The sequence below is a fragment of the Streptomyces caeni genome (assembly GCF_042678285.1).
GTDB lineage: Bacteria > Actinomycetota > Actinomycetes > Streptomycetales > Streptomycetaceae > Streptomyces > Streptomyces caeni.
In genome coordinates this window covers 20075-31972 of sequence record NZ_JBHUDX010000100.1, presented here as the reverse complement: position 1 = coordinate 31972, position 11898 = coordinate 20075, and the positions used below count along the sequence as shown (strand labels likewise).

The window sequence follows — 11898 nt, the reverse complement described above, 5'->3', positions numbered from 1 at the left end:
CACGACTGAAGAAGCCCACGGCGCTGACCAGTTCAGGGCCCGTGGGCTTCTGCCGTCGTCGGTCGTTGCACCAGTCCAGCGATGCCCGGCACGGAAGACCGTGGTGGGACGCTGGCGTCCTCGGACATCTCACTTCGGCGCTGTGTCCTTGCAGCTCTCCGAAACCTTCACCACCTCGAAGATCACCGGGAAATCGGTGATCTGCTGGTTCGGGCCCGGCTGGGAGTTGCAGATCTTCCACTCGGCCGGGGCGTCCACCGGACGGCCCTGTCCGCTCGCGTCCTTGAAGATCATGTCGAGTTTGGGGCTCATCTGCTCGGACGCGCGCCCGGCGTTGCCGCCGATGACATCGGGCATGATGGCGGCGACCGGCTCAGGGTCTGCCGAACGACGCGTCTCGGCGGACCCCGAGCCGGTCGTGGTGCTTGCCGAGACATCCGGCACGGACGACGCGCCGCAGGCGGTGACTGAGGCCAGGAGCGTGGCGGCGAGGGCGGGTCTCAGAAGCTTGGTGACGGTCATGTTCCCCCCGAGCGTGACGGCAGTTCGGAACGGTATCCGTGGTGAGACAAGAGGAAGCACCGCTTTCTCGGTCAACTTTGATCCGGTGGCCGTGCCCGGTCGCAGCTCGGTCAGCGGAACGGCTCGGGACGAGTGACAGCGGAGGGCCTGTTCCTTGCCGCCCTTCCCACCACTCACCCCGGCTCCCATCCCGTCCGCCGTCGACCGGCACACCGTGGAGCGGGCGTGGTTCACGGCGTTTGGGTGGAGCGCGCCACTGTACGAACGACCTGGACGCCGTGGGCCGCGCCCGCTCGGCTCTGCCCGGGGTCGATGGCGGACGGGATGGGAGCACCCCGCGCACGCCGCCACGGACCCGCAGCCGGGAACGGAGTCCCCTCCTCCCGGTGCCGGCCGATCCCCGCCGAAGGCGTTGCCTCGACCGTGGGCCGCTCTATGCAGTGATCGGCTCATGGTCCCCGACCCTATCCACCTGCGGGCGCGCGTCGGCGCAGTGCGGGCGGAGCGGGCCGGAGGCAGGAGCGGCGCCCGCAGCGGAGCCGGGAAGCGCGCCGGGCGGCCTCGGCCCGTGAGCTGCTGGCCACGGTGAAGGGGGATCGCCTCTACGCGCTGTACCTCCTTGCCCTGACGATGGGGCTCCGCAAGGGCGAGCAGCTCGGCCTGCGCTGGGACGCCGTGGACCTGGAGAAGGGCGAGAGCCCGTCCCATGTGCGCGGGCTTTCCCCGGCTCGGAGTACTACGGCGGCTCCGCCCCGTCCCAGGCCGATCGGCGGTCGGTGAGCCCAGCCCGGCCCCCGCGCCGGACGCGCGGGCTTGGGGCAGGCCCGGGACGGTTCCCGTGTTCACAGTGATTCGCTCGTCGAAGTAGGAGCCCGACTATGCCCCTGCGGCATCGTTGCGAGTACGCCGCAGTCCTTCCTCGCAGCCTCCCTGGCAGCTCATGCCCACCGCCTCGGGAGTTCCCCGCCCACACGCTCGACGGGTGCGCGCCGCTCCCGGCCCAGATCCGCCAGATTCGAGCCGGTGTCGCATAAAGGGGGTGTCACACGCCGGTTCCTCGCGTACTCCTCTCCGTCCCGCTTGCCGGACCCGCACCATCTGGCAGTACTGGCACGTCCCGGCGTTGTCAGGGCTGCTCCCACCCTCCCCGGCACCACCCGGTTCAGGCTGCCCTCAGCTCCACCGTCCCGCTGCGACGGGATCAGCGGTGAAGGTCTCTCACCTCCACTCGAACCACTGCGCCTCACGGCGCACCCACGACCTCCGACACTCGACCGCCACGCTGCTCCTGGACCTCGGGGCCGCGCCGCACATCGTGCGGGAGATCGCCGGTCATAGCGATCTTCAGGTCACCCTCGGCGTGTACGCCCACGCGTCGGCGGAGGAGAAGCGGAAGGCGTTGACGCAGCTCAGCAAGCTCTTCCAGTAGGGCCGATCTGAGACCCACTGCCGTCGTACTGCCGTCAGGACGGCAACGAAAGACCCCCGCCGGAGTCCCGACGGGGGTCTTTTCGCTGTTCAGCGTTGTGGCTGGGGCCGGGGTCGAACCGGCGACCTTCCGCTTTTCAGGCGGACGCTCGTACCAACTGAGCTACCCAGCCACGGGGCTTCATGGGAAACCCCAGCGGTCCTGACGGGATTTGAACCCGCGGCCTCCACCTTGACAGGGTGGCGAGCACTCCAAACTGCTCCACAGGACCAAGCATTGCGTACGACAGTGTCGCACACGATTGTGCGTGCCCCCAACGGGATTCGAACCCGTGCTACCGCCTTGAAAGGGCGGCGTCCTAGGCCGCTAGACGATGAGGGCTATCGGCCCGCCTGGGCGCTTCTCAGCGCGTCGGGGACGTGAGAAGCATATGGGATGGGGGGAGGGTTCGCCAAAACGGTTTACGGGGTGCTCGGCGAGGGGGTCGCGCGGGTACGGGCCGGGCCGGTCGGGGGTCCGGCGCCCGGGGCGGGGCTGGCGCCCGGCTGGTTCTCCTCGGGCAGGTGGCGGGTCACCTCCGCGGTCGTCCGGCCGAGGCCGCCGAGCCTGATCTCGTCCCACGCCTGGAGCCGGCGGGTGCCCCGGTCCAGGTAGAGGATCGACGCCTCGATCGGGGCCGGGTAGCTGCCCTCGACCGCGCGCAGTCCGCTGCCGCCCGTCGATCCCTCAAGGCGCAGCCGGGTGCCGTACTTCATGACCTCCATGTCCTCGTGGTGCAGGTGCCCGGCCAGGACCAGCGGTACCTCGCCGTCCGTCTGGCGGGCGGCCGTCGGCTCATGGGCGACGGCGATGTCGACGGGCGTCCCGGCGGCCCTCTGGTCGCGCAGGGAGGAGGCCAGGCGCGCGCCCGCCAGCTCCTCCGCGCGTTCGCCGCCCGGGGCGACCGAGCGGTCCGGAGTGAACTGCGGATCGCCGATCCCGGCGAAGCGCAGGCCCGCGACCGTGATCGCCCTGCCGTCGTCCAGGACGCGGACGTTCCCGATGTGCTCCAGGTAGCGCTGGGTGGTGCGGGAGTCGTGGTTGCCGCGGACCCAGACGTACGGCGCGCCGAGGTTCGCGACGGGGTCCAGGAAGCCGTTCTCCGCAGCCGAGCCGTGGTCCATGGTGTCGCCCGAGTCGACGATCACGTTGACGTCGTACTGGCGCACCAGGGAGGCGATGATCTTCCAGCTCGCCGGGTTGAGGTGGATGTCGGAGACGTGCAGGACCCGGATCGTCGTCGGGTCGGGTTGGTACGCGGGAAGGGTGGACGTGACGTCGTACAGCTTCGCCACGTTCGTCACCAGTCGCGCCAACTCCTTCTGGTAGACGTCGAATTCCGTGACGATGCTGCGCGCGTTGCCGACCAGGGACGGGGCGGAGGAGAGCAGCCCGGAGAACTTCGGCTCCAGGACCGACTTCGGGTTCCAGGTGGCGTACGCGGTCGCTCCGGAGGCGGCGAGGAGGGTGAGCGCCAGGCCGCCCGCGGCGACGGCCCGGCGGGGGCGGCGGTAGACGGCCAGTCCCAGGGCCGTGGCGCCCGAGACCACCGCCACACAGGAGCGCGCGGCGAGGTCCAGCGTGCCGTGCTCGACGTCTTGGGTGATCTCCCGCTGGAGGCCGGAGATCCGCTCGGGGTGGTCGACCAGGGCCTGGGCGCGGACCGGGTCGAGCTGGTCGACGTTGACGTCGAGGCGGACGGGGGCCTTGTGGCTGTTCAGCTCCAGGGCGCCGAGCGGCGACACGTTGATCTTCGTGCCGCCGGTGAGGGAGGGACGCAGGGTCATGGTCGTGTTCATGGGACCCACCGGGACGCGCACGTCACCCACGATCAGCAGGCCGAGCCAGCCGCCCAGGATCACGACGGTGACCATGCCCAGGGCCCGGAGCCAGGGGTGGGGCTGCGGGACGAGTTCGGCGGCCGGGTGGGGACGGAGTGATCGGTAACGCCGGGCGAACGTGCCTGACGCCCTTCGTATGCGGTGCAGAGCTGTGGCGGGGACGCGGGCCATTGGTCCCATATGCCCAGGTGCGGCGCTCGGTATGCGGGACGGTTCGCGGGTCTCCTCCGAGGGCGTCGTAGCGGACAATGGGCCTGTGCTGGAGATGACGCGCGAGGAGTTCGAGGAACTGGTCGCCGAGGCGCTCGACCGGATCCCGCCGGAGCTGACGCGGCTGATGGACAACGTTGCGGTGTTCGTCGAGGACGAACCGCCCGCCGGCGACTCCGAGCTGCTCGGACTGTACGAAGGCACCCCGCTGACGGACCGCGGGGAGTGGTACGCAGGGGTGCTGCCGGACCGCATCACGATCTACCGGGGGCCGACCCTGCGGATGTGCGAGACGCGCGAGGACGTGGTGTCCGAGACCGAGGTGACGGTGGTGCACGAGATCGCGCATCACTTCGGGATCGACGATGCCCGGCTGCACGCGCTCGGATACGGGTGACCTCTGTCTGCGGATTCGCCTGACGTTCTCCGTGCGGGGCGCGTGTCCTCGCACGGACGGCGGGAGTTGGGCAGGGGGACTTCCCGGACCTTCCCCCAGCTCTCGGCCGCGCCCCGGCGGGAGAGCCCCATCGGAGGTGGCTGCCCGTGCGCGCCTGCAACGTACCCGTCCGTCTGGCCGCCACGGTCATGGCCGTCACCGCGGCCGTCGGCTGCATGAGCGTGGGGGACGACGCGGGCAGCCCTTCCCCGTCCCACTCGGCGGGCCGGCACGGCGGGGCCGCGCGGGGCGGGACGCCGGGGATGGGCGGGCGCGGCATCGGGGACCGGGACGGCGCGAAGCCCAAGGGGGGCTCATCCAGGCCGGACGAGTCGGGGTCCGGGGCCTCCGGGTCGCCGTCCGCGTCCGCGTCGGCGTCCGGGCGCGGTGCCAAGGACGGGAAGGGCCGGCCGACGGGCAGGGGGACGGCGCAGGGCGGCCCGGGGGGCGGCGGTGTGGTGCCGCCGCCCGCGCCCACGGATCAGGAGCCGACCCCCACGCAGACGTCGGCGGATCCCTCGCCGACGCAGGTGCCGGATCCCCCGTCGCCGCCCCCGACGACCGCGGAGCCGTCGTCCTCCGCCCATGAGCAGGCCGCGCAGATGCTGGGCACGCGGGTGCCGGCCCCCCGGGCGGGGGAGCCGGTCCGCGGCCGCCGGTGGCTCGGGCGTCCCGCCTCCGGCTGACGGACGGGCCGGGCGCCCTCCGCGGGGCGTCCTGTGGTGAGGGTCACCCGCCGGGGGAGGGCTCGGTTTGCGCTGGGCGGGGGCGGGTGCGTATGGTGGTAGATCGTTTGATCCCATTTGCCCGGCGCCGGTAAAGACGCGCCGCGTGTGGCGCGTACTCTCCCTTGCCGTGGCCGGACCGCATCGAGGCGGTCGATTGCGACTTCACGGATGTCTGGGCGCGTGCCGTGAACTCCGGAAGGTTCGCATTTCGCATGTCTGTCGTCAGTAGTGAGCACCTTGTCCTGACCGAGACCACGGAGGCCGCCGAGGCCGCCGAGGCCGGAACCGAGGCGGCCGACACCGCTCCCCAGGTCACCTTCGCCGATCTCGGACTGCCCGAGGGCGTCGTCCGCAAGCTCGCACAGAACGGTGTGACCGTCCCCTTCCCGATCCAGGCCGCGACCATCCCGGACGCCCTGGCCGGCAAGGACATCCTCGGCCGCGGCCGGACCGGGTCCGGCAAGACGCTGTCCTTCGGCCTGCCGACCCTGGCCACGCTGGCCGGCGGCCACACCGAGAAGAAGAGGCCGCGGGCCGTGATCCTCACGCCGACCCGCGAGCTGGCCATGCAGGTCGCGGACGCGCTGCAGCCCTACGGCGACGTGCTCGGGCTGAAGATGAAGGTCGTCTGCGGCGGCACGTCCATGGGCAACCAGATCTACGCCCTCGAGCGCGGGGTGGACGTCCTGGTCGCCACGCCGGGCCGGCTGCGCGACATCATCAACCGTGGCGCCTGCTCCCTGGAGGACGTGCAGATCGCCGTGCTCGACGAGGCCGACCAGATGTCCGACCTGGGCTTCCTGCCCGAGGTCACCGAACTGCTCGACCAGGTCCCGGCCGGCGGCCAGCGGATGCTCTTCTCCGCCACCATGGAGAACGAGATCCGGACGCTCGTCGACCGGTACCTGAACGCGCCGGTGAGCCACGAGGTGGACGCGGCCCAGGGGGCCGTGACGACCATGTCGCACCACATCCTCATCGTGAAGCCGAAGGACAAGGCGCCGGTCACCGCCGCCATCGCCTCCCGCAAGGGACGCACCATCGTCTTCGTCCGCACGCAGCTCGGCGCGGACCGCGTCGCCGAGCAGCTGCGCGACGCCGGTGTGCGGGCGGACGCGCTGCACGGCGGCATGACCCAGGGCGCGCGTACCCGGACGCTGGCCGACTTCAAGGAGGGCTACGTCAGCGTGCTCGTCGCGACCGACGTCGCGGCGCGCGGCATCCACGTCGACGGGATCGACCTCGTGCTCAACGTGGACCCCGCCGGGGACCACAAGGACTATCTGCACCGCGCCGGGCGTACGGCTCGTGCGGGCCGTACGGGCACGGTCGTCTCCCTCGCCCTGCCGCACCAGCGGCGGCAGATCTTCCGGCTGATGGAGGACGCGGGCGTGGACGCCTCGCGCCACATCATCCAGGGCGGGGCCGCGTTCGACCCCGAGGTCGCCGACATCACCGGTGCCCGCTCCATGACGGAGGTGCAGGCCGAGTCCGCCGGGAACGCCGCACAGCAGGCCGAACGCGAAGTCGCCGAGCTCACCGAGCAGTTGGAGCGGGCCACGCGGCGCGCCGCCGAACTGCGCGGGGAGGCCGACCGGTTGACCGCGCGGGCCGCGCGGGAGCGTGGCGAGGACCCGGAGGCGGCGGTCGCCGCGGCTTCCGCCGCCGTCGAAACGGTCCACGAGGACCCCGCCGCGGACGCGGCGCCGGCCCCCGAGGTGTCCCTGCCGGAGCAGCCGACGGCGCGGGACGCCGGACGGGCGGAGCGGGCCGGCCGGGGCGAGCGCGAGGAGCGTACGGCCGGATCGTGGTCGTACGAGCGCCGTGAGCGCCGTGACGAGCGGGGCGGTTTCGACCGCGACCGTCGTTTCGACCGCGACCGCGACCGCGACCGCGACCGCGACCGCGACCGTGACCGCGACCGTGACCGTCGTCCCTTCGACCGCGACCGTGGCGACCGTGGCTTCGAGCGCCGGGACGGTGACCGCGATCGTGGCGGGCGTTCGTTCGAGCGGCGTGACGACCGTGGCGGTTTCCGCCGTGACGGCGACCGTGACCGCGACCGTCGTCCCTTCGACCGCGACCGTGGCGACCGTGGCTTCGAGCGCCGGGACGGTGACCGCGATCGTGGCGGGCGTTCGTCCGAGCGGCGTGACGACCGTGGTGGCTTCCGCCGTGACGGCGACCGCGACCGTCGTTTCGACCGCGACCGCGACCGCGACCGCGACCGCGACCGCGACCGTGACCGTCGTCCCTTCGACCGCGACCGTCGTGACGGCGAGCGGAGGTCGTTCGAGCGGCGTGACGACCGTGGCGGTTTCCGCCGTGACGGCGAGCGGCGGCCCTTCGAGCGGCGCGACGAGCGCGGCGGGCACCGGGGCAGCGACCGCCCGTTCAACCGCGACCGCCAGGGCGACCGCCCCGGCTTCCTCCCCCACTCTCGGCTTCGCTCGAGCGGGGGGACCCCCAGCGCCACCCACGACCGCCCCTACGGCCGCCGTGACGACCACCGCGGCACGGGTACGTTCGGCCGCCGCGAGGACAAGCCGCGCTGGAAGCGCAACGGCTGACGCGGGGCCGGGCGGGCGGCTCAGCCGGCAGCACGGCATCCACGGGCACGAGCGCCGTGGCCCCCGCGGAACCGGGGCCACGGCGCCAGGCATGCGGCCCCGGGCGTGGGCCCATTCGCAGGATCTCGGCCGTTGGTGTGGCCGGGACACCGATACCCGATCGGCGTCCCGCCTTCCTCCGGCTATGCTCGGGGAGGCACCATCGCCAGGGCCCTTAGCTCAATTGGCAGAGCAGTGGACTTTTAATCCATTGGTTGTGGGTTCGAGTCCCACAGGGCCTACGCAAGAGCCCCCAGCTCAGAAGCACTCGGAGCTGGGGGCTCCGCCGTTTTCGAGGGTTCGGTGACCGTCGGCCCAGCCGAAGCCCAGCCGAAGGCTCTTCAGCGGCGGCGCACGGTGCCGGCGCAGCGGGCGTGGATGCGGCCTGACCCGGCGGCGACACCGGATGGGCTGACGTGGTCGTAGGGCCGAGACTCGTCGCCGTCGCGGATCGGCTGGTCGCAGGCGAGGCACATCGTGACGCCGGTGAGCGTCTCGTAGTGGTCGACGAGGGCGTTCAGCGAGCGGGCCAGGCGCCGGGCATAGGTGATGGCGCCGCCGGGCGCGGGGCTCGGTTCGGCGGCGAGTTTCTGGCGGGCCTCTCCCAGACAGGCGAGCGCGCAGTAGCGGGGGATGCTGTCCTTCGGCAGGCGCGCGGCCAGCCGCTCCACCTCGGGCATGAGCAGTGCCATGTGACCGCGCAGCAGTTCGGTGGGCGCCGTCTCGCCGGTCGTGGGCGGGTCGGTGCTCTCGGCGATCAGGCGGCGTGCCGTGGCGCGCATCGTGTCGACGTCCAGCGGCACGGTGCTGCCGGCGGCCTCCACGGTGCCCGTCACCGGTGCTCGCCCTCGTGGCGGCGGGGGAGAGCGCAAGGCTCCAGCGGGGGCTCGCAGCCGTGCGGCAGGCTCATCACGGTGCCGCCGTCCTGCGTGACCGAGCCGTCCCGGCCCACCCGGTAGACGCGGATGGTCATTTCGGCACCGGGTTCTGCCGGGACGGTCGGTTGCACGGTGTCGACGCTCCTTCGCAGCGTTGGCCACGCCCCCGGACGCTGTCGCGGGGCTCTTTGCGTAACACCCGACGCTAGGAACTGACGGCTTCCGTCCGCCACACATGTGCAGGGTTTTGCGCGCGAGTTCGGGCGCCACCGGCTCTGGCCGCTTCGCGCTCTTGACGGCATGGCGGGCTGGCGAAACGGTCATGCACACAGCTGCACAGAGCGATCGCGGGAGGCTGACGTGCCACTACAGTTCGTTGGGATCGACCCCGACACCGAGACCGGCGACAGTCCGACGGTGTGGATCGACACAGACAAGCAGGAACTCCTCTTCCAGGGCTGGACCGCCACACCGGACGAGGAGGCGCGCATCTACGGCGAGGCCGGCACGGCTCCTGGGCACGCTTCTGGTGTCCCGCCCCACGAGACGATCATCCGGATTCCCGCACGCATGGTGCACCTCATCAGGAAGGCATGCGATGACCTCGAACGTTCCACCGATCGGTGAACTGCTCGATGCCACCCGGCACTCCGCGGTGCACCTGGAGATGCGGGACGCCTACGTCGTTTCCAGAGAGACCAGCGAGTTTCAGCGCTGGCTGAGGACCGGCGAGCGTCCTGACGACCCGGAGGCGGACTACTGGAGGCAGTGGACGAACGCGGTACGGCGAACCGTGGACCGCGGCGTGGTCGTGCGCCGGGCCCGGATCGTCTCGGAGCCGGTCACCGACTACATCCGGTACGAGTACGCCGGTACCCCGGTCAACCTCGCGGCCGGGGAGCAGGTCCGCTGGCTTCCGCGCCGGTGCGCCTCGGACATCGCCCTGCCGGGCAACGACTTCTGGCTGTTCGACGGCAAGCTGGTCCGCTTCGGGTTCTTCAGTGGCGAGGGCGACCTCGTGGGACATGCCCTCGACGAGGACCCGGCCACTGTGAAGCTGTGCACATCTGCGTTCGAGGCGGTGTGGAGGCGGGCAATTCCGCACAGCGAGTACGAGATCCACTGATTCACGCACCGGGACAGGCCACCTCATGCCCGCATCACCGTCGACGTCGGCGCAGGCCGCGCGAGAGACCGTAGGAAGGCGTCTGAGAGAGCTGCGGCAGGACGCCGGGCTGACAGTGGTCCAACTGGCCCAGCGGTGCGGCTGGCACTACGCCAAGACCTCCCGCATCGAGAACGCCCGCACCTCGCCCTCCGTCGCCGACATCCGGGCCTGGTGCGAGGCATGCGATGCCGGCGACCAGGCGGCCGACCTGGTTGCCGCATCCCGCAACGCCGAGTCCATGTACACCGAATGGCGCCGCAAGATCCGTACCGGGCTGCGCCAGGTGCAGGAGTCCTACGCAGACCTGTTCAGGAAGACCCGCCTGTTCCGCATCTACTCGTCGAGGATCGTTCCCGGCCTGGTGCAGACCGAGGGCTACGCGGCGGCGCTGCTGCACACCATCGCGGCCTTCCACGGTGCGCCGGACGACTCGGCCGAGGCCGCCGCCGCTCGCCTGCAGCGTTCCCGGGTCATCCACGAACCCGGCCGCCGGTTCGTGCTGCTCGTCGAGGAGGCGGCGCTGTACTACCGGATGGGCGACTCCGAGGCGATGGCCGCGCAGCTCGGGCATCTGTTGACGGTGGGTGCGCTGCCGGCGGTGTCGTTGGGCGTCATCCCCTCCGGTCTGCCGGAGCGGCCCATTCGGCCCCTGGAGGCATTCCACGTCTATGACGACAGCCTTGTCGCGATAGAGCTGTTGACGGCCCGCGTGACCGTCGGCCAGCCGTCCGAGGTGGCCGAGTACCTGAAGGCGTTCGAGCAGCTGCGAGCCCTGGCCGTGTACGGCGCGGAGGCGCGCGCCCTGATCGTGAAGGCCATCGACGCGCTGCGCTGATTGGGGGCGGCGCAACGCGGCTGCCCGACGGCCGGCTGCCGCAGCGCCGCTTCCGAACCTGCCCCGGGCCGAACGCCTCGTTGGCGCAGTCGACGCCGGGATGTCGAGGATTTCCGGCAGTTCGGGGCGCAGGCTGCGGTGCGGGCGCGGGCGCGAGGTCCTCGGGGTCTTGCGGGCGAAGGCGGTGGAGCGGGCCATGCCGTGGACGTGGATGAAGGTACGGCGGAAGCCTCCGTTGCAGACCGTGTTGCCGCCCTCGCGCACCGCCTGCTGTACGAAGTCGCCGGGAAGGAGGTCGAAGCGCATGCGGGGGCTGGGCCCCAACGCGGTGGCGTAGCGGTGGACGACGCCGTTGCCCGCCTCCGGCTCGGTGCTCTGGTGCAGGCTCAGCGGCTTGCTCGGCGTATGCCCTGTGACCAGGGGGTGAGAGCCGGTTCGGGAGGCCGGCGAGAGGAGTGGCCGTGGCGCGGACCGCGTGGACGCGCTCGCTCGCCCACGGGGCCGGCCGGGTCCTAACCGGCCGTCAGCTTCGTGAGCGGCAGCGTGTGCTGCGTGTGGATCACCTTCGCGCGCAGGTAGCGGACGTTGTGCGCGGTGGTGAAGACGCCCGTGGGGACGCGGTCGGTGACCGTGAGGCCCAGGGCGCGGAGCTGGGCCGCCTTGTCGGGGTTGTTGGAGAGCAGGTCCAGGGCGTCGATGCCGAGGGCGCGGAGCATCTGTCCGGCGGCCGTGTAGTCGCGGGCGTCCTCGGGCAGGCCGAGCGCGGTGTTCGCCTCGTAGGTGTCCAGGCCCCGGTCCTGGAGGGCGTAGGCGTCGAGTTTGTTGTAGAGGCCGATGCTGCGGCCCTCCTGGCGGAGGTAGAGCAGCACGCCGCCGTGCTCGGCGATGCGCTCGACCGCCTCGCGCAGCTGGGGTCCGCAGTCGCAGCGTGCCGAGCCGAAGATGTCGCCGGTCAGGCACTCGGAGTGCAGGCGTACCAGCGGCGGCCTGCCCTCGGGTGCGCCGAGGACCATGGCCACGTGCTCCTGACCGTCGGCGAGGCCGTGGAAGGTGACCAGGTCTCCGGTGACCGTGTAGCCGTCGCCGAAGCGGAACGGGACGGTCACGCGGGTGCGGACCGTGGCGGTGGGGAGGCCGGTCGAGTGGCTGCTGTCGGCTGCGGCATCGGATGCCGCCGCGTCGCCGGGCTCGCGCATGTCTGTC

General features: G+C 71.8%; 13 protein-coding genes and 4 tRNA genes. 9 read left to right on the top strand and 8 right to left on the bottom strand.

The genetic code is table 11. The annotated features are described in order from the left end of the window. Positions 1-129 precede the first annotated feature (129 nt). Complete coding sequence (locus tag ACFSL4_RS32150) at positions 130-756, bottom strand: hypothetical protein (protein WP_381090838.1); 627 nt, start codon at positions 754-756, stop codon at positions 130-132. 351 nt (positions 757-1107) lie between these two features. On the opposite strand from ACFSL4_RS32150, the gene ACFSL4_RS32145 reads away from it, so the two are divergent. After that, on the top strand, positions 1108-1302 hold the full coding sequence (locus ACFSL4_RS32145) for a hypothetical protein (protein ID WP_381090835.1): 195 nt from the start codon (positions 1108-1110) through the stop codon (positions 1300-1302). A 427-nt stretch (positions 1303-1729) separates the two neighbouring features. Further along, positions 1730-1951, top strand: coding sequence for a tyrosine-type recombinase/integrase (locus tag ACFSL4_RS32140; protein WP_381090832.1), 222 nt, complete (start codon positions 1730-1732; stop codon positions 1949-1951). Positions 1952-2049: 98 nt separating this feature from the next. On the opposite strand, the gene ACFSL4_RS32135 is transcribed toward ACFSL4_RS32140, so the two are convergent. The 4 genes from ACFSL4_RS32135 to ACFSL4_RS32120 all read right to left on the bottom strand — a co-directional run bounded on the left by ACFSL4_RS32135 (position 2050) and on the right by ACFSL4_RS32120 (position 4002). After that, positions 2050-2123, bottom strand: a tRNA-Phe gene (locus ACFSL4_RS32135). Between the two features lie 24 nt (positions 2124-2147). Next, positions 2148-2222, bottom strand: a tRNA-Asp gene (locus ACFSL4_RS32130). 37 nt (positions 2223-2259) lie between these two features. Next, positions 2260-2332, bottom strand: a tRNA-Glu gene (locus tag ACFSL4_RS32125). Positions 2333-2412: 80 nt separating this feature from the next. Next, on the bottom strand, positions 2413-4002 hold the full coding sequence (locus ACFSL4_RS32120; protein ID WP_381090829.1) for a metallophosphoesterase family protein: 1590 nt from the start codon (positions 4000-4002) through the stop codon (positions 2413-2415). 85 nt (positions 4003-4087) lie between these two features. On the opposite strand from ACFSL4_RS32120, the gene ACFSL4_RS32115 reads away from it, so the two are divergent. The 4 genes from ACFSL4_RS32115 (at position 4088) to ACFSL4_RS32100 (ending at position 8056) form a co-directional block, all read left to right on the top strand. Then, positions 4088-4438: a metallopeptidase family protein gene (locus ACFSL4_RS32115; RefSeq protein WP_381090826.1), complete on the top strand. Its 351-nt coding sequence runs from the start codon at positions 4088-4090 to the stop codon at positions 4436-4438. A 146-nt stretch (positions 4439-4584) separates the two neighbouring features. Beyond that, a complete protein-coding gene (locus tag ACFSL4_RS32110; RefSeq protein WP_381090823.1) occupies positions 4585-5163 on the top strand; it encodes a hypothetical protein in 579 nt (192 codons plus the stop codon). Positions 5164-5417: 254 nt separating this feature from the next. Beyond that, entirely contained in the window at positions 5418-7775 is a 2358-nt protein-coding gene (locus ACFSL4_RS32105; protein ID WP_381090820.1) for a DEAD/DEAH box helicase, read from the top strand. A 208-nt stretch (positions 7776-7983) separates the two neighbouring features. Further along, a tRNA-Lys gene (locus ACFSL4_RS32100) sits at positions 7984-8056 on the top strand. A 99-nt stretch (positions 8057-8155) separates the two neighbouring features. Here ACFSL4_RS32100 and ACFSL4_RS32095 read toward each other — a convergent pair. Together ACFSL4_RS32095 and ACFSL4_RS32090 are read right to left on the bottom strand one after the other, a co-directional pair. Then, a complete protein-coding gene (locus ACFSL4_RS32095; protein ID WP_381090817.1) occupies positions 8156-8650 on the bottom strand; it encodes a DUF6415 family natural product biosynthesis protein in 495 nt (164 codons plus the stop codon). Then, a complete protein-coding gene (locus ACFSL4_RS32090) occupies positions 8647-8823 on the bottom strand; it encodes a hypothetical protein (RefSeq protein ID WP_381090814.1) in 177 nt (58 codons plus the stop codon). Before ACFSL4_RS32090 ends, ACFSL4_RS32095 begins: the two co-directional genes overlap by 4 nt. A gap of 229 nt (positions 8824-9052) precedes the next feature. On the opposite strand from ACFSL4_RS32090, the gene ACFSL4_RS32085 reads away from it, so the two are divergent. The 3 genes from ACFSL4_RS32085 to ACFSL4_RS32075 are packed head-to-tail and all read left to right on the top strand — an operon-like array spanning position 9053 to position 10695. After that, positions 9053-9319, top strand: a complete 267-nt coding sequence (locus tag ACFSL4_RS32085; protein WP_381090811.1) for a hypothetical protein — start codon at positions 9053-9055, stop codon at positions 9317-9319. After that, positions 9291-9818, top strand: a complete 528-nt coding sequence (locus ACFSL4_RS32080; protein ID WP_381090808.1) for a DUF6879 family protein — start codon at positions 9291-9293, stop codon at positions 9816-9818. Before ACFSL4_RS32085 ends, ACFSL4_RS32080 begins: the two co-directional genes overlap by 29 nt. 25 nt (positions 9819-9843) lie before the next feature. Then, positions 9844-10695: a helix-turn-helix domain-containing protein gene (locus ACFSL4_RS32075; RefSeq protein ID WP_381090805.1), complete on the top strand. Its 852-nt coding sequence runs from the start codon at positions 9844-9846 to the stop codon at positions 10693-10695. 512 nt (positions 10696-11207) lie between these two features. Here the strand turns inward: ACFSL4_RS32075 and ACFSL4_RS32070 are convergent. Beyond that, the gene (locus tag ACFSL4_RS32070; protein WP_381090802.1) at positions 11208-11891 is read right to left on the bottom strand and encodes a GTP cyclohydrolase II; all 684 of its coding nucleotides are present in this window, start codon (positions 11889-11891) and stop codon (positions 11208-11210) included. Positions 11892-11898: the final 7 nt, after the last annotated feature.